The organism is Aeromonas tecta, assembly GCF_000820185.1.
Classification (GTDB): domain Bacteria; phylum Pseudomonadota; class Gammaproteobacteria; order Enterobacterales; family Aeromonadaceae; genus Aeromonas; species Aeromonas tecta.
The window spans coordinates 25858-47137 of record NZ_CDCA01000019.1 but is presented as its reverse complement, the minus strand read 5'-3'; the positions used below and the strand labels follow the sequence as shown (position 1 = coordinate 47137).

Here is a 21280-nt window from a genome sequence, read left to right as displayed (position 1 = left end):
GCTGACTAAGGAAGAGCTATGCAAAACTGGAAAGTGACTCCTGCCGAGGTGTTTGCCGCCTCCCCGCTGGTCCCCGTGATGGTCATCAACGATCTGGAGCAGGCCCTGCCCATGGCCAAGGCCCTGCTGGCCGGCGGCATCTCGGTATTCGAGATCACCCTGCGCACCCCGGTGGCGCTGGACGCCATCGCCTTGATCGCCAAGGAGATGCCAGAAGCCATGGTGGGCGCCGGTACCGTGCTCAACTGCGCGCAGTTCGATGCCGCCGTGGCCGCTGGTGCCCGCTTCGTCATCTCCCCGGGCATGACGCCGGCGCTGCTGGCCCATGCCGCCAAGAGCACGGCGCCACTGATCCCCGGGGTGGCGACGCCGTCCGAGGTGATGCAGGCGCTGGAAGCGGGTTATGACCACCTGAAGTTCTTCCCGGCCGAGGCGAACGGTGGCACCAAGGCGCTGTCTGCCATCGCAGCGCCCCTGCCTCAGGTGCGCTTCTGCCCGACCGGCGGCATTGGCCCGAAAAACGTGGCCGACTATCTGGCACTGAAGTGTGTCGCCACCGTCGGCGGCTCCTGGATGCTGCCGGCCGATGCGGTCAAGGCCGGCAACTGGGACGAGGTGACCCGTTTGTCCCGCGAAGCGGTTGAAATGGTTAAACGCTAAGCTAACATCGTTTAGAAAAATCAAACAGGCTACCCCCAGGGTGCCTGTTTTTTTGATGGCTGTTAAAGGGCTTTGAGCGCTTTTCTCTGCTGTGGGAGCAGGGTCGGACGCGGGGAGAGGGGCCTAGCCCAGGCTGTCCCCTTCATAGAGGGAGAAGCCCATATCTTTGCAAGTCTCGGCCAGCGGCGCGCCGCCGAGCCGGGCCAGCAGCATGGTCGCCGCCTCGCGACCGATCGCCTCGCGCGGGGTGATGATGCTGGCAAGTTTGGGAGTCATGGCATGGCCGATGTCGAGGGCGTTGCTGCCGGCGATGGCGATCTGCCGGGGCACCGCTATCTGCCTGGCCTGGCACTGCAGCAGGGCGCCGACTGCCAGATCATCGTTGGTGCAAAACAGCCCATCCAGATCCGGATGGCGTGCCATCGCCTGCTCCAGCAGCTGGCCCCCCAGGGTGAAGCTGGAGGATTGCTCGGTCAGCAGGTGCTGGCCGGCGAGGCCCGCATCGGTCATCGCCTGGTAGTAACCTTCCATCCGCAGCTGGGTGCGCACATCGAGCCGGGCACCGAGATAGACCACCTTGCGCCGCCCCCGGCGTAGCATCTCTGTTACCATGGCCCGGGCCGCGGCGCGGTGATCCATGCCGACCACCATGTCGATGGGGGCCTGCGGCAGATCCATGGTCTCCACCACCGGGATGCCGGCGGTGGCGATCATCTTGCGGGTGCGCTCGGTGTGCTGGCTGTCCGACAGGATCAGGCCGTCCACGTTGTAGGAGAGCAGGGACGCCACCTGCTCCTCCTCCCGCTCAGGGCTGTAGCCGTAGTGGGCGAGCAGGGTCTGGTAGCCAGCGGGGCGGGTCACCGCTTCTATGCCGTGCACCACGGCGGAGAAGACCTGGTTGGAGAGCGAGGGGATCAGGATGCCGATCGCCTTGCTGGTGGCGTTGGAGAGCATGTCCGGCGCCCGGTTCGGGATATAGCCGAGCTCCTCCACCGCGGTGGCGATCCGCTCACGGGTGGCTTCGGCCACGGCCTGCGGGTCGCGCAGGTAGCGACTGACGGTCATCTTGGTGACCCCGGTCAGGTCGGCTATGTCCTGCAGGGTGGGGCGGCGCTTGCGGGTGTCGTTCATCTCGGGATCCGGCAAAAATGTTACAGGTAACATTACCGTTTTTGCGCAATAAAGTCAGCATATGGCGCCATCACTAGGGGAGGTTTCGGATGATCAAGGGCAAGTGCTTAGAGGGCAAGCGGTTCGAGCAGCAGGAGGTGGCGGATGAGCAGTTCGTGGAGTGCCGCTTTATCGACTGCACCTTCTCCTGGCTGGATTTGAGCGAGTGCCGCTTCGTCGATTGCAGCTTCTATGAGCGGGAACGTGAGCTCGGCTGCCAGTTGCAGGGCTGCGATCTGCGCGAGGCCAGCTTCCTGCGCTGCGATCTGACCCTGGCTGACTTGAGCCGCAGCCAGTGCCTTGGGCTGGAGCTGCGGGACTGCCAGGCGATGGGCATCAACTTCGCCCGCGCCAGTTTTGCCAACCAGATCACTGTCAGGAGCTACTTCTGCGAGGCCCATCTGACCGGCAACAACTTCAGCTATGCGAACTTCGAGGGCTGCCTGCTGGAGAAGTGTGAGCTGAGTGGCAACTGCTGGCAGGGAGCCAACCTGCTGAGCGCCTCGCTGGCGGGATCCGATCTCAGTGGCTCCGAGTTCGGCCAGATAGACTGGACCAGCTTCAACTTGCAGGGTTGCGATCTGCGCCAGTGCGATCTGCCCGGGCTGGATCTGCGCCGGGTCAACCTGGACGGGGTACAGATCAGTGAGGAGCAGCAGCAGGGACTGCTGGAGCAGATTGGCCTGATCGTCTTCCCCTGAGCGGCCAGAAAAAGCGGTAAGTTTTCATCATCAGCCGGCCGCCCATTGCGAATCACAGTCCGGATCAAAAAAGCCTGCGCGAAGCAGGCTTTTTTATGTGTTGAACGAGGGTCAGCGTCTGGCCAGCCACTTGGTCGGGTTGATGGCCTCGCCCTGATAGCGGATCTCGAAGTAGAGGCCGGGCCTGTCCTGACCGCCGCTGTCACCCACCAGAGCCACGGGCTCGCCTTGCTCCACATTCTGGCCGACCTGGCGCAGCAGCGACTGGTTGTGACCATAGAGGCTCATGTAGCCCTTGCCGTGGTCGATGACCAGCAGCATGCCGAAGCCATCCAGCCAGTCGGCATAGACCACCTGACCCGGCGCCACCGCCTTGACCTGGGTGCCTTCGCTGGCCCCGATCAGGGTACCCTTCCACTTCAGCTCGGCGGTGCGGGCCGAGCCGTAGGAGATGAGGATGGGGCCCTGTACCGGCCAGCGCAGGCTGCCATTGGTGCTGAGGCCACCGTAGCCATTGCTGCTCGCCTTGGCACTGTTTCGCGCCGCGGCTTGCTGCTGCGCCACCCTGCCTTGTTGTTCGCTGACTTTTTGCTGCTCGGCGGCGAGCCGTTGCTGCTCGCCGACCTTGCGCTGCTGGGCCGCGATCCGCTGTTGTTCTGCGATTCTCTTCTGCTCGGCGGCCAGGCGTTGCGCCTCCAGCTTGCGTTGGCGCTCCTGCTCGGCCTTCAGCTTGGCCAGGCGTTCCCGCTCTGCCCGCTCGCGCCGCTCCTGCTCTTCCCGCTGGCGACGCAACTCTTCCAGCCGGGCCTTGAGGGTCTTCTCCGCCTTGACCAGCTTGGTGAGTTTCTGCTCGTCATCCTGCACCGACTGTTGCAACTGGTTGCGCACCTTGGCGCGGCTCTGCTGGCTGGCCAGCAGGCTCTGGTGGGACGCTTGCTGTTCGCTGAGCAGGGCTTGCAGCCGGTTTTCGGTCTCTTTGGTCGCCTGCTGGTTTTTGGCCAACTTGGTGCGGGTCGCCCGCAAGGCTTCGATGGCCTCGATACGGGCCTTGTTGAGATAGTCGAAATAGTCGAGGGCGCGGCTCAGTTTGGCCGGATCCTGCTGATTGAGCAGCAGTTTGAGGTAATCGTGGTTGCCCGCCTGGAAGGCGCTTTCCGCCTGCTTGGCCAGCAACTGCTTCTGATGTTTGGCCTGTTGTTCCAGCTCCAGCTTGTCCTGCTGCAGGGTGACCAGAGTCTGCTGGTTCTGCTTGAGTAGCTGTTTGGTTTGCTCGAGTTTGGCGGCGGCGGCCGAGATGGCCTGTTCGTCAGCCTTGAGCTGGGTATTGAGCTTGGCCAGCTCCTGCTTGCTGAGCTTGATGGTCTGCTGCTGTTCCTTGATCTCGGACTGCATGGCACCAAGCTGCTGATTGGCGGCATGGGCCGTGCCCACGCTGCCAATCAGGCAAAAAAACAGCGCGCCGGCCAACAGGCCGACGCGACTGGTTTTGGTTGAAATATCTTCGCATCCCCGCATGGGGAAGGATTATTTCAGAATCATCAGGGGCTTGCCAGTCATTTCCGGCGGCACCGGCACACCCATCAGGGTCAGCATGGTGGGGGCCAGATCGGACAGTTTGCCGCCTTCCAGTACCTCGGCCTTGCGACCGAAATAGATGAGGGGAACCGGCAGATTGGTGTGGGCGGTATGGGCCTGACCGGTCTCTTCGTCCAGCATCTTCTCGGCGTTGCCGTGGTCGGCGGTGATGAGGCATTCGCCACCCACTTCGGCCAGGGCTTCGGTGACGCGACCGATGCAATGATCGACCGCTTCACAGGCTTTGACCGCGGCATCGAACACGCCGGTGTGGCCGACCATGTCGCCGTTCGGGTAGTTGCAGATGATGACGTCGTACTTGCCGCTCTTGATGGCAGCGACCAGCTTGTCGGTCAGCTCTTCCGAGCTCATCTCCGGCTGCAGGTCATAGGTCGCCACTTTCGGGCTGGCGACGATCTCGCGATCTTCGCCGGTGAAGCAATCTTCCTCGCCACCGTTGAAGAAGAAGGTGACGTGAGCGTACTTCTCGGTCTCGGAGATACGCAGCTGAGTCTTACCCTGCTTGGCCAGCCACTCACCCAGGGTGTTGACCAGGGCAGTGGGCGGGTAGGCGCACGGGGTTTTGATGTCGGCCGCGTACTCGGTCAGCATCACGAAGTTCAGCTTGGGGGTGACGGCACGGGCGAAGCCGGTGAAGTCGCTGTCGACGAAGGCGCGGGTGATCTCTCGGGCACGGTCGGCACGGAAGTTCATGAAGATCAGCGCATCGCCATCTTGCATGGGGGCGGCGGCACCGATGCGGGTGGCCTTGACGAATTCGTCGTTCTCGTCGCGAGCATAGGCATTGGCCAGGGCTTCGCTGGCGCTGTCGGCGGTGAACTCGCCCTTGCCCTGAGTCATCAGGTCATAGGCTTGCTGCACGCGATCCCAGCGGTTGTCACGGTCCATGGAGTAGTAACGGCCGATCATGGAGGCGAAACGACCCTTGCCCAGACGGGCAAACAGCGCATCGAACTGCTCGATGGAGGACTGGGCGGAGCGCGGCGGCACGTCACGGCCATCCAGGAAGGCGTGGAAGTAGATCTGCTCGGCGCCACGTTTGGCGGCCATCTCGATCATGCCCATGATGTGCTCTTCGTGGCTGTGTACGCCACCCGGGGACATCAGACCCATGATGTGCACGGCCTTGCCGTTGGTCACGGCGCCGTCAACAGCCTTGGCCAGCTCGACGTTCTGGAAGAAGTCGCCGTCCTTGATCTCTTTGGAGATGCGGGTCAGTTCCTGATACACGATGCGACCGGCACCGATGTTGACGTGACCCACTTCGGAGTTGCCCATCTGGCCATCGGGCAGACCGACGTCCAGGCCGGAGCCGGAGATCAGGGTGCTGGTGTAGTCACGGGCGAGGCGGTCGAGGTTGGGGGTCTTGGCGGCAGCGACGGCGTTGTGCTCTTGCTTGGTGCTGTAGCCCCAACCGTCCATGATGACCAGAACCAAAGGTTTCTTAGCTGTTGACATAAGGCTATGTCCTCTCGGATAGGAATGAATTGCGGGAAGTGAAACTAGCGTAATATTACTACATCTGCCGAAATAGTCACCTGATAGCCAAGCCCCTCTGCGGCTTGGTTTTTCTGCTGTTATCGGCCCGTTTTCGGCATGTTGCCGGCTTGTCTGTCGCCCGCTGTTTCCGCTTCACAACCCCCTCGTCACTCTCGCGAACGTCCTGTCGGGGGCCACGGTTTCGCCATGGCGATCGGGGCGCCGCCGCTGATGGGAGCTTGCTCTCGCTTTGCCGCCAAGATGGCTGATCTTATCGAGGGCCCCATGTATACTCGGGCCCTTGTCTTGGTCCCTGGATAGTAGAAGATGCAAGAGTATTTGGATTTTGCGGCCCGCAACCCGCTGCTGGCTGCAGCCTGGTTCGGCCTGGCAGGCACTCTGGTGTACACCACTGTGCGTGCTCGTTTGTCTCCGATCAAAGCGGTGAACAACCACACCGCCACCCTGTTGATCAACCGTGAGAATGCCACCGTCGTGGACATTCGCAGTCAGGAAGAGTTTGCCAAGGGTCACCTGGCCGGCGCTCATCACCTGCCCCTTACCCAGATCCAGGCCAATAACCTGGGCCCGGTTGAAAAGCACAAAGACGCCCCCATCATAGTGGTGTGCGAGTCGGGGATGACCGCTGGTGGCGCGGGTCGCCAACTGAGCAAGGCTGGTTTCAAGCAGGTATATACGCTCAGCGGTGGCATGGCCCAATGGCGTGCAGATAATCTGCCGGTAACCAAAAAACGCTGATTTAAGGGCCTGCGCCCACTCATTTTCTTAAAAAGGAATCAAACGAAATGGCTGACGAAATCAACAACCAGGAAGTGCAACCGGAATTCCACATCCAGCGTGTCTACACCAAGGATGTCTCCTTCGAAGCGCCGAACACCCCGCACATCTTCCAGAAAGAGTGGCAGCCGGACGTCAAGCTGGACATGGACACCAAGACCAACGTGCTGGCTGACGGCGTGTATGAGGTTGTGCTGACCCTGACCGTGACCTGCAAGCTGGAAACCGAGACCGCCTTCCTGTGTGAAGTGCAGCAGGCCGGTATCTTCTCCATCGGCAACCTGCCGGAACCCCAGCTGGCTCACTGCCTGGCTGCCTTCTGCCCGAATATTCTGTTCCCGTACGCCCGTGAAGCAGTTGCTAATCTGGTGAGCAAGGGTTCCTTCCCGCAGCTGAACCTGGCACCGGTCAACTTCGATGCCCTGTTTGCCCAGCACATGGCGCAAGCACAGGCCCAGCAGGCGACTGCGGAAGCCTGATAATGGCTGACCAGATCGCTATATCGGTCTTGGGGGCGGGGTCTTACGGCTCCGCCCTTGCCATTTCTCTGGCGCGCAACGGTCATCCGACCCTGCTGTGGGGTCATGACCCCGCTCATGTCGCCGTGCTGGAACAAGATCGCTGCAACAAGGCCTTCCTGCCGGATGTGCCTTTCCCCGCCGACCTGCAACTGACTGCCGATCTGCAAGCCGCGGTGCAAGCCGCGCCTGTGTTGCTGCTGGTGGTACCGAGCCATGTGTTCGGTCAGGTGCTGACCCGGATCAAACCCTTCCTGCGCCCCGATACCCGTATCGCCTGGGCCACCAAGGGGCTGGAACCGGACAGTGGTCGCCTGCTGCAAGACGTGGCTCGTGAGGTGCTGGGTGACGAGATGCCGCTGGCGGTGATCTCCGGCCCCACCTTCGCCAAGGAGCTGGCCGCCGGCATGCCGACCGCCATCTCGGTGGCGTCGACTCACGATGACTTCGCCGACGATCTCTCCCTGCTGCTCCATTGTGGCCGCTCGTTCCGGGTCTATACCAACCCGGACTTCATCGGCCTGCAACTCGGTGGCGCGGTCAAGAACGTCATTGCCATCGGCGCCGGTCTCTCCGACGGGCTGGGGTTTGGCGCCAACGCCAGAACCGCGCTCATCACCCGGGGTCTGGTGGAGATGCAGCGTCTGGGCGCAGCCCTTGGCGCCGATGCCAAGACCTTTATGGGGATGGCGGGGCTCGGGGATCTGGTGCTGACCTGTACCGACAACCAGTCTCGCAACCGTCGTTTCGGTCTGGCACTGGGTGCTGGCAAGGCGGTGGACACCGCCATGGCCGAGATTGGTCAGGTGGTGGAAGGCTATCGCAACACCAAGGAAGTGCATCTGCTGGCGGCCCGTTTCGGCGTCGAGATGCCCATCTGCGAGCAGATCTTCGAAGTCCTCTATCAGGGCAAGAACCCGAAAGAGGCCGCCATCGCCCTGCTCAGCCGGGACAAGCGCGACGAATAGTCGCCATTCGGTACGCCGGATAGCAAAAGGCCCCACCAGTTCTGGCGGGGCCTTTTTCATGTGCGTCTCACGTCAGTGACAGCCTTGCCTCGGGGCGGACGTCACGGCCGGGATCAATAGTAGGAGTGATCGCCACGCTGGTGCTCGGTGGCATCTTTCACGCCGTTGAGCTCGCCCGGGAATTTCTCCAGCAGCTGCTTCTCGATCCCCTCTTTCAGGGTGTAATCCACCTGCGAACAGCCGTTGCAACCACCGCCAAACTGCAGAATCGCCAGCTTGTCGTCGGTGATGTCAATCAAGGTCACCTTGCCACCATGACCGGCCAGCATGGGGTTCACCTCTGACATCAGCACATATTCGATGCGATCGGCCAGGGGGGCATCGTCGGCGACCTTGCGCATCTTGGCATTCGGCGCCTTGAGGGTGAGCTGGGAGCCCATCTGGTCGGTGACGAAATCGATGGTGGCATCGATCAGGTAAGGGGCGCTCAGGGGATCGACCAGGCAGTCGAAGCCGCTGAAGGGCAGGTGTTGATCTTCCGGGTCCACCGCATCCGGTGGGCAATAAGAGACGCCGCACTCGGCGTTCTGGGTTCCCGGATTGACTACAAACACCCGGATATTGGTACCATCAGGCTGATTTTCCAGCAGCTTGCGGAAATGCGCCTGGGCGGTGTCGGAAATGCTGATCATCACTATCCTCATAAACCTGAGTGTACGACTAGGGTATTCATGATAACCCTCTTGGCAGAGCTTGGGTAGCATGGCGGTCAGCTTCATCGCCTGATAGCGCGCGCTGATGTGTCCACTCGCTGAGCCAGCAATGTTGCACTTATCAAATGAGCCTCATCCTTGACGCCACTCCGTGTGAGCGTCACTTCAGGTGCTTCAGCGTCCGGCAGATGGCCCAGACTTCGACCTGCTGAACGCCGCTCTCATGGAGCATGCCAGTGAGCTGACCCGCGGTGGCCCCGGTGGTGACCACGTCGTCGAGCAGAGCCACATGTCGATAGTGATGAGGATTGATGTGAAAGGCGCCCCGCAGGTTGCGGCGGCGCTGGCCCGCACTCAGGCTGGTCTGCTGGGGGGTTGCCTTGGTGCGGCGCAGCAACTGGCTGTCGAGCGGGATCCGGGTCAGCTGGCTGAGGGCCTGGCCTATCTCCTGTGCCTGATTGAAGCCGCGCCACCATTGGCACCACCAGTGCAGCGGTACCGGAATGATCGCCTCGGGCGGCTGCGCCACATCCAGATGATCCGCCAACAAACGGGCGAGCAATGGCGCCAGCAAGATCTGACCCGAATATTTCAGCTGCGGGATCAACATGGGGTAGGGGGACAGGTAGTCACCAATCACCTGCAGCCGTTGCCAGGGTGGCGGCCTGCGCTGGCAGCGGCCGCAGACAATGCCCTCGGTCGGTAGCGGGACGGCACAGAGCCGACAGCGCAGCGCCCGTTGCTGCAAGGCGTGCTGGCACCAGTCACACAGCAGCGGCTGCCCGTCACAAGGCTGGCGGCAGAGCAGGCAGAGGCCCAGCCAGTCGGCCCGGCTGCCGAGGATCGGACTTGCTTTGCCGAGCAGCCGCTTTAACATGCAGGCTCCAAGCAGATAAACAGGATCTTGAGTCTAGATGAGCGTATCGGTTGAGCAGTTTGGCCAGGGGCCGGATCTGGTGTTGTTGCACGGCTGGGGAATGAATGGGGCCGTCTGGCACGGTATCGTCCCTGAACTGGCGAAGCATTATCGACTGCATCTGGTGGATTTACCGGGGTTTGGCAACAGTCCCCTGCCCACAGGCAGTGATTACACCTTGCCCTGGCTGGCAGAGCAGGTTGCCGCCGTCTTGCCAGCGCGTTGTCATCTGCTCGGCTGGTCCCTCGGTGGTCTAGTGGCGAGCCAGCTGGCGCTGACTCAGCCCGAGCGGGTGCAATCCCTGCTCACGGTTTCCAGCTCGCCCTGCTTTATGGCGCGAGAAGAGTGGCCAGGTATCGCCCCCAAGGTACTTGCTGGCTTCAACCAGATGCTGGCGGGGGACTTCAAGCAGACCATAGAGCGCTTCCTCGCGATCCAGGCCATGGGCAGCGAACATGCCCGGGATGACATCCGCCAACTGCGTCACTGGCTGGCAGAGCGCCCGGCGCCCCAGTTGGCCGCCCTGGAGGCTGGTCTCGGCCTGCTGGCCGACATCGATCTGCGTGATGATCTGGTGGCGCTCAGTCTGCCCTGGCTGCGCATCTATGGCAGGCTGGACTCGCTGGTGCCCAAGGCAGCCATCCCGCTGCTGGATGAGCGCTACCCTCATAGCCAGAGTCGGGTGCTGGACAAGGCCTCCCACGCTCCCTTCATCTCCCATCCGGCCGAGTTCATCGAGATGGTACGGCAGTTCATCGGCTGAGCCTTGATGACTAAATAGTGAGCGGCAGGCTTCAATAATCCCTCCGGGTGGTGAATAATCAGTCAACAGTCAGAGGAGCAAGATGATGCGTATCGATTCCGCCATGACCACGGGTGTGCAGGGATTCCAGCGGGCGGAACAGCTCGCTGACCAGGCCTCCGGCCAGATCGCCCGCCTCAATACGCCGGCTGGCGATCAGGTACAACTGCCCGATGAGCTGATCAGGCTCAAGGTCGCCGAGCAGCAGGCTGATGCGTCCAGCAAGGTGATCCAGACCGCCAGCGACATGATGGGCACACTGATCGACGTCCGGGTGTGAGATGAACATCAACGTCAGTCTGCCGCCCCTTATTCCCAACCAGCTGCAACCGCAAACGGAAGCGGCGCAGACGGACAATCGCCGTGCCGCACTGATTCCCCAGACTCGCCAGAGCGAGACCTTTGGTGCCGAGACCGGCGTCGCCTCCCAGAAAGACAAATCCAAAGCGGCCCAGACCAACCAGAATGCTCAGCTGACCCGGGAGGGCACATCCATCAGCCTGACGGCGTTGCCCCACCGTTTCGTCGAGGCCACAGGTGAAGAGGGCAAGCGTAGGCAGCAGCAGGAGTCCGGTCAGCAGGAGCAACAGAAGCAGCAGCGCCAAGTGGAGGTACTGGTCGAGCGGGATCTGGAGGTGCGCAAGCACGAGCAGGCCCATCAGACGGTGGGTGGGGAACATGCGGGCAGCCCAACCTATGAGTATGCCTATGGGCCCGATGGCAAGAGCTACGCCAGCGGAGGCGAGGTGGCCATCGATATCGGCGTTGTCCATGGCGATCCGGCCGCGACCCTTGCCAAGATGCAGCAGGTGCGCGGCGCCGCCTTGGCGCCGGCCGAACCTTCTTCCCAAGACTTGAGTGTGGCCCGCAGCGCCACGGTCAAGGAGGCGCAGGCGCGCAAGGAGCTGATGGCGGCAGGTTCAGACGGTGCACAGCCAACCAGTCCGCTCGGCCTCTATATGGACAAACGCAATCAGGTCATCGCGCAGCACTATCAGCAGGCAAGCCGGCCAGCACCTCGCCAGAGCTTCGGCCTGGATATCTGAGTCGCACCAAGATCATTCAGATCAAGCGAACTCCAGATCTGTCCATTTCACAGTGATCCGTAAATGGAATCTCGCTTTTCTGCTCGGTTACACACCACCCGATGTTTATTCCTTGCCGTTGGCTGAAACTTTAACTTGGCAGTGGTATGTGGAGTGGTGAGTTTACTGACCACGAGGTGGTGTTGTGGTAAAAGTGACAGCAGATGTTGGAGGGCGAATTGGGGCAGAGCAATGAAAAACCGGAGCCATTGGCTCCGGTTTTTCATTGCGAGATAACGCGTACTCAGCCCCGGCCGAGGCGATTGTCCGGATAGTTTTTGGCCAGCACTTCGCGGGCGTGACGGGCCAGGGTCGGCATCTTCAGGGTATCGTAGGCGTTGACCATGATCTCCAGTGCCTTCTCGGTCTCGACGGTGTCGGGATAAGTCTCGACCACCAGTTTGGCGCGATTGGCGGCGGCGATCAGGGCATCACGCTTGACGTAATACTCGGCCACCCCCAGATCGTAACGGGCGAGACGGGTCTTCAGACCGACCATACGGGCTCTGGCATCGGCGGCGTAGGCGCTGTTGGGGTAGTTTTGCAACAGAGTCTTGAAGTCCTGGAACGCCTGACGAGCGTAGGAGGGGTCCTTGTCGTCTCGATTGATCCCCAGGAAGTCCTGGAAGAAGTTGTAATCCGCCGCCATGTTGGTCAGGCCGCGCATATAGAAGACATAATCGATATTTTTATGCGCCGGATTGAGGCGAATAAAACGGTCGATATTGGCGATGGCCTGGGCGGTATCGTCTTGCTTGTAGTAGGCGTAGATCAGATCGAGTTGAACTTGATTGGAGTAAGCGCCGAAGGGGTAGCGGGAGTCCAATGCTTCCAGTAACTCGATAGCATTCAGGTAATTACCTGTGTCCAGTTTGAGACGGGCCTGTTGGTACAGAACCTCCGGCGGCTCGTCGGGAACCTTGGGTTTGGTGCTGGAACAACCAGTGATCAGGGTAGCGATCAAGGCGAGTGACATCAGCAGGTGAGACTTCTTTCCCATCAACAACATCCGGTCCATTTCCACGAAATTGGCAAAGTATCCGTTATGCTTGGCTAAAAGAAAAGCTAGAATACCCGGATTATTTCGAATTGATACCCCCGCTCAAGAGACCATACATGAGCCAGCATATTGAACTGACAGGCGAATTTCAGGATCACCAATTCGGGCAGCGACTCGACCAGGCCCTGGCTGAATTGTTTCCAGACTACTCCAGAACCCGCATCAAGGAGTGGATTTTACAGGACAGAGTGACCCTGGATGGTCAGGTTGCCAATACCCCGCGCGAGAAGGTGCTGGCCGGGCAACAAGTACATATTGATGTCGAGCTGGAAGATGACACCCGTTGGGATGCTCAAGATCTGGCACTCAACATCATCTATGAAGATGAACACATTCTGGTGATCGACAAACCGGCCGGTCTGGTTGTCCACCCGGGTGCCGGCACGCCGGATGGCACCATTCTCAATGCCTTGCTGCACCGCTACCCCGGCATTGCCGAGGTACCCCGTGCCGGCATAGTGCACCGTCTGGATAAAGACACCACCGGTCTGATGGTGGTCGCCAAGACGGTACCGGCCCAGACCCACCTGGTGGAAGCGCTGCAGGCGCGTCAGATTACCCGTGAGTACGAGGCCATCGCTATTGGTCACATGACCGCGGGCGGCACCGTCGATGCCCCCATCGGCCGTCACCCGACCCAGCGTACCCACATGGCTGTAGTGCCTAACGGTCGTCCGTCCGTGACCCACTACCGGGTACACGAGAAGTTCCGTGGTCACACCCGACTGCGCCTGCGTCTGGAGACGGGTCGTACCCACCAGATCCGCGTGCACATGTCCCACATCAAGCACCCGCTGGTGGGTGACCCCGCGTACGGCGGCCGTCTGCGCTTGCTGCGCAACGCCACCCCTGAGCTGACTCATGCGCTGCGCAACTTCCACCGCCAGGCGCTGCATGCGACCATGCTGAAGCTGGCTCACCCCATCACCGGTGAAGTCATGGAGTGGCACTCTTCCACCCCGCAAGACATGCTGGATCTGATGGAAGTGCTGCGCGCTGATACCTTGGCCAACCCGGACGACTTGGTCTGGAGTTGAGTTCAGGCTCGAAGCTGAGGGACGTGCCGCGTACCGACATCACTCTGGCCAATTCGGATGAGCTGGCCTGGCGTTGATAGTACAAGGCCTGCGTCGGTTTCTGCCGTAGTCTGAGCGTTTGACGGGGCTCCTTCTCTTGGGAGCCCCGTTGTTTTATGCAAAGCACGATCTGAATGAAGGAGTCGCAGATGAACTGGATCGAACCGGACTGGCCCGCGCCGACCGCTGTACGGGCCTTGTCGACCACCCGCGACGGTGGCGTCAGCGAAGGTGTCTTTCGTGGTCTGAACCTGGGTGCCCACGTGGGCGACGAGGCGAGCAAGGTCGAGGCCAACCGCGCCTTGTTGCAACAGGCGGCCGGGGTTCCGGGTCGGCTCAACTGGCTCAATCAGATTCACGGCACCGCCGTTCATCCCGTCAGCAACCAATACGCTGGGGCGCCGGATGCGGATGCTGCCTGTGCTCACCAGGCCGGGCTGGCCTGTATCGTGATGACGGCCGACTGCCTGCCGGTGCTGTTTTGTGACCGAGCGGGGACCCGAGTGGCGGCCGCTCATGCCGGTTGGCGCGGCTTGCAGGGGGGCGTGTTGGAGGCCAGCATCGCCGCCATGGGGTGCGAGCCGGCCGATATTCTCGCCTGGCTCGGTCCCGCCATCGGCCCCACCGCGTTTGAGGTGGGCGGCGAGGTACGTGATGCCTTTATGGCCGAGCAGGCAGAGGCCGCAGCGGCCTTCGTGCCGTCTGCCAACGAGGGCAAGTGGCTGGCGGATATCTACCAGCTGGCTCGATTGCGGCTGGCTCGCGCCGGGGTGAGCGCCGTCTATGGTGGCGAGCACTGTACCCATAGCGACGGCGAGCGCTTCTATTCCTATCGCCGCGATGGCCAGACCGGTCGCATGGCGTCGCTTATCTGGCTGGCAGAGTAGTGCCGGAGGCGCTCACCCCAGCGGTGAGCGCCTCCCTATTCACGTCTGCCATATTCGTTTGCTTCTTTGCTCCGGCCTGCCGCGTCAGCTGAGTCATCCCTTGCCAGACAAGGGTTAGCCTCCTTCGAGGTCGCTATTGAGGAAAAAATAAACAACACTCGCCCTTGAAATTCTGGCCACGGGCCTCATCTTCCTTGTCAGAAAGTTCTGTTGTTGCCGCCCAAGGCGGCGTTGTTTCAAAGGGGGAGTGCAATGCGCCTCGATCGCCTGACCAGCAAATTCCAAGTCGCTATTTCCGATGCCCAGTCACTCGCACTGGGTCGTGATCATCAATTTATCGAACCCGCCCATCTGATGACCGCACTGGTCAATCAGGATGGCGGCTCCATTCGTCCGTTACTGACTCTGTGTGGGATGGACATCAATGCCCTGCGCTCGCGCCTCGGCGAGGAGCTCGACCGCTTGCCGAGAGTGAGCGGTGTCGAGGGCGATGTGCAGCTCTCCAATGGCCTCGGCCGGCTGCTCAACGTCTGTGACAAGCTGGCTCAGCAGCGCAAGGATCAGTTCATCTCATCCGAGCTGTTCGTGCTGGCGGCCCTCGATGAGAAGGGCAATCTGGGCGAGCTGCTGCGCAGCCAGGGGCTGACCAAAGAGAAGCTCGAGCAAGCCATCGACAAGGTGCGCGGTGGCAAGAAGATCGATGACGCCAACGCCGAAGAGAACCGTCAGGCGTTGGAGAAGTACACCGTCGATCTCACCGAGCGGGCCGAACTCGGCAAGCTCGATCCCGTCATCGGGCGGGATGAAGAGATCCGTCGCACCATCCAGGTGCTGCAACGCCGTACCAAGAACAACCCTGTGCTGATCGGTGCCCCCGGTGTCGGTAAGACCGCCATCGTCGAGGGGCTGGCCCAGCGCATCATCAACGGCGAGGTGCCGGAAGGGCTCAAGAACAAGCGGGTGCTGTCCCTCGACATGGGGGCGCTGGTGGCCGGTGCCAAGTACCGCGGTGAGTTCGAAGAGCGGCTCAAAGCCGTGTTGAACGATCTCGGCAAGGAAGAGGGCAACGTCATCCTCTTCGTCGACGAGCTGCACACCATGGTCGGCGCCGGCAAGGGCGAGGGCGCCATGGACGCGGGCAACATGCTCAAACCGGCTCTGGCGCGCGGTGAGCTGCACTGCGTCGGTGCCACCACCTTGGACGAGTATCGTCAGTACGTGGAGAAAGACGCCGCGCTGGAGCGCCGCTTCCAGAAGGTGCTGGTGGAGGAGCCCTCGGTGGAGGACACCATCGCCATCCTGCGCGGACTGAAAGAACGCTACGAGCTGCACCACCATGTGCAGATCACGGATCCGGCCATCGTCGCGGCGGCTCAGCTGTCTCATCGTTACATCGCCGATCGCCAGCTGCCGGACAAGGCCATCGACCTCATCGACGAGGCGGCGGCCAGCATTCGGCTGCAGATAGACTCCAAACCGGAGTCCCTGGATCGGCTCGAGCGACGCATCATTCAGTTGAAACTGGAGCAGCAGGCGCTGCTCAAAGAGGATGACGATGCCAGCCGCAAGCGGCTCGATCTGCTCAACCAGGAGCTGACCGAGAAGGAGCGTGAATACAACGAACTGGAAGAGGTGTGGAAGGCCGAGAAGGCCGCCCTTGCCGGTACCCAGCACATCAAGGCGGCGCTGGAACAGGCCCGTCAGGATCTGGAGGTGGCGCGCCGCGCTGGCGATCTGGCCCGCATGTCCGAGCTGCAATACGGCCGCATCCCCGAGCTGGAAAAACAGCTGGATCTCGCCACCCAGGCCGAGATGCAGGAGACCAGCCTGCTGCGCAACCGGGTCACCGACGTGGAGATCGCAGACGTGCTGGCGCGCTGGACCGGTATTCCGGTGGCGCGGATGCTGGAAGGGGAGCGCGACAAGCTGCTGCGGATGGAGGATCAGCTGCACAGCCGGGTGATCGGCCAGGAAGAGGCGGTGGACGCCGTCTCCAATGCCATTCGCCGCTCTCGTGCCGGACTGTCCGATCCGAACCGTCCTATCGGCTCCTTCCTGTTCCTCGGCCCGACCGGGGTGGGTAAGACCGAGTTGTGCAAGGCGCTGGCCGAGTTCCTGTTCGATACCCAGGACGCCATGGTGCGCATCGACATGTCCGAATTCATGGAGAAGCACAGCGTGGCCCGTCTGGTGGGGGCGCCTCCCGGCTACGTGGGTTACGAGGAGGGGGGTTATCTGACCGAGGCGGTGCGCCGTCGCCCCTACTCGGTGATCCTGCTGGACGAGGTGGAAAAAGCGCACCCGGATGTGTTCAACATCCTGCTGCAGGTGCTGGACGACGGTCGTCTGACCGATGGTCAGGGCCGCACCGTGGACTTCCGCAATACGGTGGTCATCATGACCTCCAACCTCGGCTCGGATCTCATCCAGGAGCACTATGCCGAGAAGGACTATGAGGAGATGAAGTCCCTGCTGATGGAGTTGTTGACCCGCAGCTTCCGGCCGGAGTTCATCAACCGGATCGACGAGACCGTGGTGTTCCACCCGCTCGGCGAGGATCACATCAAGTCCATCGCCCGCATCCAGCTCAAGAGCCTGATGGGCCGTCTGGAGTCCCAGGGCTTCGAGGTGGAGGTGAGCGAGGAGCTGCTGACCAAACTGGTGCATGCGGGTTTCGATCCCGTCTACGGGGCGCGTCCCCTCAAGCGGGCTATCCAGCAGAAGGTGGAGAACCCCTTGGCTCAGGCCCTGCTCAGCGGTCGGGTCATTCCCGGCAAGAAACTGTTGCTGGGGGCCGACAGCAGTGGGCTCACCATGAGTCAGCCATAACGTTGTTATCGATGAAAAACGCAGGCCTCGCGCCTGCGTTTTTATTTTCAGGGAGATGAGATGATCAAGTTCTCGGTGCTGGTGGATGACGAGGTTTATCGCCTGGCTTGTGTTCCGGAGAGAGGGCTGGCCCTGCTGCTGGAGTGCGATGGCCTCAGGGTGTTGTTTGATAGCGGCAGAGGGCAGGCCTTGCGCCCAAATGCCGAGGCGATGGGGGTGGATCTCGGCTCCCTCTCCCATGTGGTGCTGTCCCACGGCCATTATGATCACGTGGGCGGTATAGGCGCGCTGCCGCCCTACGCCGAGCCCATTCCCCTGATCGCCTGCCCGGACGTGTTTCATGAACGGGGCTATTTCCTGCCGCTGCCGTTTCGGCGATTCAACCTCTATCGCCTCTCGGGGAAGCTGGAGCCCGCCCGGCTGCAGTCAAAAGGGTTGATCCCCCGCTGCTCGGCCGAGCCGGTCTGGCTGTCCGAACAGCTGGTGTTTCTCGGGTCCATCATGAGGCGGGATCGGGCCAAGCCCTCCCTGCTCGGCTATATAGTGCGCGGCGGGCGAGTGGAGAAGGATCTCATCAGCGATGATTCCGCCATGGCCTACAAGAGCGAGCAGGGGCTGATCATCTTTATCGGCTGCGGCCATGCCGGGGTCGAGAATATTGTCCAGCGGGCCCGAGAGGTCTGCGGCGATGAGCGGGTGCATGCCATCATCGGCGGCCTGCACCTGAAGTTCTCAGGTGCAGGCCGTGCCAGGGCGCTGGGGGCGTATCTGGAGCAAGAAGGGGTAGGGCTGCTCTTTGCCTGCCACTGCACCGGTGACCGAAAGAAGGGATTGCCGCGGCAAACCCACATCGGGGCGGGGTTTGAACATCAATTCTGCTGAGCCGGGTATCGAGTCAGTATGCAGCGCAATGGCGTAGGCAGCTCGACAAGTGGCTCTGTGCGCAACGCCAGCCCTCGGGCTGGCGTTTTTATATCTTCGTCGCGACTAAAGCCCCGAAGGAGGCCAATTTTGCCTCGTCAGACAAGGATGCTACTCTGTAAACCACTAATGACTATGTTGTTATTTTCAGAAGAGGGATCCGCCGCCGATGAAACTACCCTGCTCACTCATCTTGCTCTGGGCCAGTCTGAGCCCCCAGTGGGTACTGGCGGCGCAAACCGTCCAGGACGTGCCCGAGATCTGCGCCACCTGTCACAGCATGAACGGCGTCCCCAAGGAGCCGAACATCCCCAATCTGTGGGGACAATCCGAAACCTATATCAGCGAACAGCTGCGGGCCTTTCGCAGCGGCAAGCGGGTCAGCGACTTTATGAACCCCATCATCTATCAGCTCAGCGACGATCAGATTGCTCGCGCCGCCAAGCACTTCGCCAGCCAGGCAGAGGCCAAGACGATTCCGCTGCACTGGAGCGGCGACAAGTGGCCGGGGGACATGGAGGCCGGTGAGCGGCTGGCCCTGGCCGGCAAACCGGATCGCAACCTGCCCGCCTGCGTCGCCTGTCATGGCCCTAGCGGCGTCGGCGTGAGCCCGCTGTTCCCGCGCCTCGCCGGTCAGGATCCCGCCTATCTCAAGCGTCAGCTGCACTACTGGAAGGCGAACAAGCGCCCGGATGGCGCCATGGGCTCCATGCCCGCCATCGCCAAGGCCTTGAGCGATGCCGAGGTGGATGCGGTGGCCAACTACTTTGCGGCGCTGGGGGTGGCGAAATGAAAGCTCTCTATTTGTTGATGACCTGCCTGCTGGCGGGTCTGGCTCAGGCCGAATCTTTCGAGGACCAGTTCAGTGTGCCCCTCGGCGAGAAGGCGCCGGATGGCCAGTATCATCAGGTGCCCGACTGGTCGAAGGTGCCGGACGGCGAGATGGGGGCCGCCATCAAACGTGGCTACAGCCTGTTCGTCAACACCCAGCAGCTCAAGGGGCAGGGCCAGCCGAACAATGCCCTGCAATGCAGCAACTGCCATCTGGGCAGCGGCATCATTGCCGGCGCCAGCCCGCTGTGGGGGGCCTATCCTGCCTATCCCGCCTATCGCAAGAAGAACAACAAGGTGAACACCTATGAGGACAGGCTGCAGGGCTGCTTCCTGTTCTCGATGAACGCCAAGGGGGGCGTACCGCCGGCCTATGACAGCCAGGCAATTCGCGATCTGGTGGCCTACTCCTACTGGCTGGCGAGCGGGGCGGCCATCAGTGACAAGCTGCCGGGCCGCAACTTCTTCGCGGTGGCTGAGCCTGCCAAGGCGCCCGACTTCCAGCGTGGCCAGGCCGTCTATGTCGAACGTTGCGCCGATTGCCATGGCGCCAGCGGCGAGGGCAAGCAAGTTGCCGGGCGACATGTGTTCCCGCCGCTGTGGGGCAAGGAGAGCTACAACTGGGGGGCGGGCATGCACGGCATCGACAAGGCCGCCGCCTTCATCAAGAGCAACATGCCGCTCTCTCAGGGCGGGAGTCTGAGCGATCAGCAGGCCTGGGATGTCTCTTTCTACATCAACAGCCAGGAGCGGCCGCAGGATCCCAGATTCAAGGGGGATCTCGGCCAGACCACCAAGGAGTATCACGGCAAGTATTCCCAGTACGGGCTGGCCTCGCCGGTGGATGGTCACCTGCTGGGCAGCAAGGCGTACTGAAGCAAGTGGTAATGAAAACGGGGGCTCAGGCCCCTTTTTCTTGGCCTGAAAAACGTAGAGAGGATAAAAAAGCGGCAATCCGAAGATTGCCGAGAGGAATGTATTCGATGTGACCTGAAGTGGGTTGAGCGGGTCACAGGGGCAAGCCCTAGGGTCGGCAGGCACAGTCAGCGACCATGCCCGCCTTACAGTCAGTCGGGATACGCTCTCCACCCCGGCTGACCAGCTTCTCTCTCGCATCTGCTCTCGTACCGCGAGACCAGATGCAATCAAATCAATTCGTTACAGCATGCCAGGGATACTGGCTTTCATTTCGGCGGGCCAGACACCGACCTGTACCTGACCGATGTGCTCTTTTTGCAGCAGCAGCATGGCGAGGCGGGATTGGCCGATGCCGCCACCGATTGTCTGGGGCATCTCGCCCGCCAGCAGTGCCTGGTGCCAGTCGTACTGCAGGCGATCCTCGTCCCCGGTGGTGGCGAGCTGGCGGCGCAGGGCCTCGGCGTCCACCCGGATCCCCATGGAGGAGATCTCAAAGCTGTCTTCCAGTACCGGGTTCCACACCAGGATGTCACCGTTCAGACCGGCAAGGCCCTGGCCGAGATCGTTCTCGCTGCTCCAGTCGTCGTAGTCTGGGGCGCGCACGTCGTGGCGCTCGCCATGAGACAGGGCACCGCCGATACCGATGAGGAACACGGCCCCCAGCTCCTTGGCGATGGCGCGCTCGCGGCCCTTGGCGTCCAGATCCGGGTAGCGGCTCAGCAGCTCTTCACTGTGCAGGAACTGGATCTCGCTCGGCAGGAAGGGGGTCAGCTCGTGCTCGGCGCAGACCGCGCGCTCGGTGGCCTTGATGGCGCTCCAGATGCCGCGCACCGTCTCCTGCAGATAGGCCAGATCCCGGCGCTCGCTCGGCATCACCTTCTCCCAGTCCCACTGATCGACATAGACGGAGTGGATGGGAGTCAGGCGGTCTTCGTCCGGGCGCAGCGCCTTCATGTGGGTGTAGATGCCCTCGCCCGGGCCGAAACCGAAGCGGCCCAGGGTCTGACGCTTCCACTTGGCCAGGGAATGCACCACCTCGTAGCTGTGCTCCGGCAGGGTCTTCACCTTGACCTGCACCGCATGCTCGCAGCCGGAGAGGTTGTCTTGGGTGCCATCACCGACCCGGCTCAGGATGGGGGCTTGCACCTCCATCAGGCCGAGCTGCTGGGCGAGTTGGCGGGAGAACATCTCTTTGACGAAGCTGATCTGCTGTTGGCTGCGAATGTAGTGCTGTTTCATGGGAAATACCTGTCTTGAACCCGTTGGATGTAGCGATTCTTCAACAGATAGCGCACTAAATTCAATATTCGATAATAGAAATAGGCTTTGCGTGTTTTTTTCTTCAAAATAAC

General features: G+C 61.6%; 21 protein-coding genes. 14 read left to right on the top strand and 7 right to left on the bottom strand.

The genetic code is table 11. The features are described 5' to 3' along the window. Positions 1-18: 18 nt before the first annotated feature. A complete protein-coding gene (locus tag BN1137_RS04305; protein ID WP_050717418.1) occupies positions 19-660 on the top strand; it encodes a bifunctional 4-hydroxy-2-oxoglutarate aldolase/2-dehydro-3-deoxy-phosphogluconate aldolase in 642 nt (213 codons plus the stop codon). Between the two features lie 123 nt (positions 661-783). Here the strand turns inward: BN1137_RS04305 and BN1137_RS04300 are convergent, their stop codons facing one another. Beyond that, a complete protein-coding gene (locus BN1137_RS04300; RefSeq protein WP_050717417.1) occupies positions 784-1791 on the bottom strand; it encodes a substrate-binding domain-containing protein in 1008 nt (335 codons plus the stop codon). An 89-nt stretch (positions 1792-1880) separates the two neighbouring features. Here BN1137_RS04300 and BN1137_RS04295 point away from each other — a divergent pair, with 89 nt between their 5' ends. Further along, positions 1881-2531, top strand: coding sequence for a Qnr family pentapeptide repeat protein (locus BN1137_RS04295; protein ID WP_050717416.1), 651 nt, complete (start codon positions 1881-1883; stop codon positions 2529-2531). 111 nt (positions 2532-2642) lie between these two features. Here BN1137_RS04295 and BN1137_RS04290 read toward each other — a convergent pair whose 3' ends face one another. After that, a complete protein-coding gene (locus BN1137_RS04290; RefSeq protein WP_050717415.1) occupies positions 2643-4046 on the bottom strand; it encodes a peptidoglycan DD-metalloendopeptidase family protein in 1404 nt (467 codons plus the stop codon). Positions 4047-4055: 9 nt separating this feature from the next. After that, complete coding sequence (gene gpmM, locus BN1137_RS04285) at positions 4056-5585, bottom strand: 2,3-bisphosphoglycerate-independent phosphoglycerate mutase (protein WP_050717414.1); 1530 nt, start codon at positions 5583-5585, stop codon at positions 4056-4058. Positions 5586-5933: 348 nt separating this feature from the next. Here gpmM and BN1137_RS04280 point away from each other — a divergent pair, with 348 nt between their 5' ends. From BN1137_RS04280 to gpsA, 3 genes are read left to right on the top strand one after another with little or no spacing between them, the layout of a single operon-like run. After that, on the top strand, positions 5934-6365 hold the full coding sequence (locus tag BN1137_RS04280; protein WP_050717413.1) for a rhodanese-like domain-containing protein: 432 nt from the start codon (positions 5934-5936) through the stop codon (positions 6363-6365). Positions 6366-6412: 47 nt separating this feature from the next. Next, positions 6413-6883, top strand: a complete 471-nt coding sequence (gene secB / locus BN1137_RS04275) for a protein-export chaperone SecB (protein WP_050717412.1) — start codon at positions 6413-6415, stop codon at positions 6881-6883. Between the two features lie 2 nt (positions 6884-6885). After that, positions 6886-7890 carry an NAD(P)H-dependent glycerol-3-phosphate dehydrogenase gene (gene gpsA / locus BN1137_RS04270; protein WP_050717411.1) on the top strand — a complete coding sequence of 335 codons (1005 nt, stop codon included), beginning with the start codon at positions 6886-6888 and terminating at the stop codon, positions 7888-7890. 113 nt (positions 7891-8003) lie between these two features. On the opposite strand, the gene nfuA is transcribed toward gpsA, so the two are convergent. Both nfuA and BN1137_RS04260 read right to left on the bottom strand, forming a co-directional pair. Then, positions 8004-8582: a Fe-S biogenesis protein NfuA gene (gene nfuA, locus BN1137_RS04265; RefSeq protein ID WP_050717410.1), complete on the bottom strand. Its 579-nt coding sequence runs from the start codon at positions 8580-8582 to the stop codon at positions 8004-8006. 181 nt (positions 8583-8763) lie between these two features. Next, a complete protein-coding gene (locus BN1137_RS04260) occupies positions 8764-9480 on the bottom strand; it encodes a ComF family protein (protein WP_050717409.1) in 717 nt (238 codons plus the stop codon). A gap of 37 nt (positions 9481-9517) precedes the next feature. Between BN1137_RS04260 and bioH the strand changes: the two genes are divergently transcribed. The 3 genes from bioH (at position 9518) to BN1137_RS04245 (ending at position 11367) form a co-directional block, all read left to right on the top strand. After that, entirely contained in the window at positions 9518-10282 is a 765-nt protein-coding gene (bioH, locus tag BN1137_RS04255; RefSeq protein ID WP_050717408.1) for a pimeloyl-ACP methyl ester esterase BioH, read from the top strand. Between the two features lie 85 nt (positions 10283-10367). Beyond that, positions 10368-10601 (top strand): flagellar basal body rod C-terminal domain-containing protein, encoded by a 234-nt coding sequence (locus BN1137_RS04250; protein ID WP_050717407.1) that lies wholly within the window; start codon positions 10368-10370, stop codon positions 10599-10601. Between the two features lies 1 nt (position 10602). Next, positions 10603-11367, top strand: a complete 765-nt coding sequence (locus BN1137_RS04245; RefSeq protein ID WP_050717406.1) for a putative metalloprotease CJM1_0395 family protein — start codon at positions 10603-10605, stop codon at positions 11365-11367. A 283-nt stretch (positions 11368-11650) separates the two neighbouring features. Here BN1137_RS04245 and BN1137_RS04240 read toward each other — a convergent pair whose 3' ends face one another. Then, complete coding sequence (locus BN1137_RS04240; RefSeq protein WP_050717485.1) at positions 11651-12406, bottom strand: outer membrane protein assembly factor BamD; 756 nt, start codon at positions 12404-12406, stop codon at positions 11651-11653. A 116-nt stretch (positions 12407-12522) separates the two neighbouring features. On the opposite strand from BN1137_RS04240, the gene rluD reads away from it, so the two are divergent. The 6 genes from rluD to BN1137_RS04210 all read left to right on the top strand — a co-directional run bounded on the left by rluD (position 12523) and on the right by BN1137_RS04210 (position 19886). Next, positions 12523-13503, top strand: coding sequence for a 23S rRNA pseudouridine(1911/1915/1917) synthase RluD (gene rluD / locus BN1137_RS04235; protein WP_050717405.1), 981 nt, complete (start codon positions 12523-12525; stop codon positions 13501-13503). Positions 13504-13691: 188 nt separating this feature from the next. After that, on the top strand, positions 13692-14429 hold the full coding sequence (pgeF, locus tag BN1137_RS04230) for a peptidoglycan editing factor PgeF (protein WP_050717404.1): 738 nt from the start codon (positions 13692-13694) through the stop codon (positions 14427-14429). 252 nt (positions 14430-14681) lie between these two features. After that, positions 14682-17258 (top strand): ATP-dependent chaperone ClpB, encoded by a 2577-nt coding sequence (gene clpB, locus BN1137_RS04225; RefSeq protein WP_050717403.1) that lies wholly within the window; start codon positions 14682-14684, stop codon positions 17256-17258. Positions 17259-17318: 60 nt separating this feature from the next. Then, a complete protein-coding gene (locus BN1137_RS04220) occupies positions 17319-18140 on the top strand; it encodes an MBL fold metallo-hydrolase (protein WP_050717402.1) in 822 nt (273 codons plus the stop codon). Positions 18141-18348: 208 nt separating this feature from the next. Next, entirely contained in the window at positions 18349-18972 is a 624-nt protein-coding gene (locus BN1137_RS04215; RefSeq protein WP_050717401.1) for a c-type cytochrome, read from the top strand. Continuing rightward, positions 18969-19886: a c-type cytochrome gene (locus tag BN1137_RS04210; protein WP_050717400.1), complete on the top strand. Its 918-nt coding sequence runs from the start codon at positions 18969-18971 to the stop codon at positions 19884-19886. The genes BN1137_RS04215 and BN1137_RS04210 overlap by 4 nt, the downstream gene beginning before the upstream one ends. A gap of 282 nt (positions 19887-20168) precedes the next feature. Here the strand turns inward: BN1137_RS04210 and asnA are convergent, their stop codons facing one another. Continuing rightward, positions 20169-21167 (bottom strand): aspartate--ammonia ligase, encoded by a 999-nt coding sequence (asnA, locus tag BN1137_RS04205; protein WP_050717399.1) that lies wholly within the window; start codon positions 21165-21167, stop codon positions 20169-20171. Positions 21168-21280: the final 113 nt, after the last annotated feature.

Excerpts from the sequence above, each read along its gene's own strand:
- BN1137_RS04215 (WP_050717401.1), top strand. The coding sequence starts at position 18,349 with ATGAAACTACCCTGCTCACTCATCTTGCTCTGGGCCAGTCTGAGCCCC.
- rluD (WP_050717405.1), top strand. The coding sequence starts at position 12,523 with ATGAGCCAGCATATTGAACTGACAGGCGAATTTCAGGATCACCAATTC.
- clpB (WP_050717403.1), top strand. The coding sequence starts at position 14,682 with ATGCGCCTCGATCGCCTGACCAGCAAATTCCAAGTCGCTATTTCCGAT.
- BN1137_RS04290 (WP_050717415.1), bottom strand. The coding sequence starts at position 4,046 with ATGCGGGGATGCGAAGATATTTCAACCAAAACCAGTCGCGTCGGCCTG.
- BN1137_RS04260 (WP_050717409.1), bottom strand. The coding sequence starts at position 9,480 with ATGTTAAAGCGGCTGCTCGGCAAAGCAAGTCCGATCCTCGGCAGCCGG.
- BN1137_RS04240 (WP_050717485.1), bottom strand. The coding sequence starts at position 12,406 with ATGGGAAAGAAGTCTCACCTGCTGATGTCACTCGCCTTGATCGCTACC.
- asnA (WP_050717399.1), bottom strand. The coding sequence starts at position 21,167 with ATGAAACAGCACTACATTCGCAGCCAACAGCAGATCAGCTTCGTCAAA.
- secB (WP_050717412.1), top strand. The coding sequence starts at position 6,413 with ATGGCTGACGAAATCAACAACCAGGAAGTGCAACCGGAATTCCACATC.
- BN1137_RS04295 (WP_050717416.1), top strand. The coding sequence starts at position 1,881 with ATGATCAAGGGCAAGTGCTTAGAGGGCAAGCGGTTCGAGCAGCAGGAG.
- gpsA (WP_050717411.1), top strand. The coding sequence starts at position 6,886 with ATGGCTGACCAGATCGCTATATCGGTCTTGGGGGCGGGGTCTTACGGC.
- BN1137_RS04210 (WP_050717400.1), top strand. The coding sequence starts at position 18,969 with ATGAAAGCTCTCTATTTGTTGATGACCTGCCTGCTGGCGGGTCTGGCT.
- nfuA (WP_050717410.1), bottom strand. The coding sequence starts at position 8,582 with ATGATCAGCATTTCCGACACCGCCCAGGCGCATTTCCGCAAGCTGCTG.
- BN1137_RS04250 (WP_050717407.1), top strand. The coding sequence starts at position 10,368 with ATGCGTATCGATTCCGCCATGACCACGGGTGTGCAGGGATTCCAGCGG.
- pgeF (WP_050717404.1), top strand. The coding sequence starts at position 13,692 with ATGAACTGGATCGAACCGGACTGGCCCGCGCCGACCGCTGTACGGGCC.
- gpmM (WP_050717414.1), bottom strand. The coding sequence starts at position 5,585 with ATGTCAACAGCTAAGAAACCTTTGGTTCTGGTCATCATGGACGGTTGG.
- BN1137_RS04300 (WP_050717417.1), bottom strand. The coding sequence starts at position 1,791 with ATGAACGACACCCGCAAGCGCCGCCCCACCCTGCAGGACATAGCCGAC.
- BN1137_RS04245 (WP_050717406.1), top strand. The coding sequence starts at position 10,603 with ATGAACATCAACGTCAGTCTGCCGCCCCTTATTCCCAACCAGCTGCAA.
- BN1137_RS04220 (WP_050717402.1), top strand. The coding sequence starts at position 17,319 with ATGATCAAGTTCTCGGTGCTGGTGGATGACGAGGTTTATCGCCTGGCT.
- bioH (WP_050717408.1), top strand. The coding sequence starts at position 9,518 with ATGAGCGTATCGGTTGAGCAGTTTGGCCAGGGGCCGGATCTGGTGTTG.
- BN1137_RS04280 (WP_050717413.1), top strand. The coding sequence starts at position 5,934 with ATGCAAGAGTATTTGGATTTTGCGGCCCGCAACCCGCTGCTGGCTGCA.
- BN1137_RS04305 (WP_050717418.1), top strand. The coding sequence starts at position 19 with ATGCAAAACTGGAAAGTGACTCCTGCCGAGGTGTTTGCCGCCTCCCCG.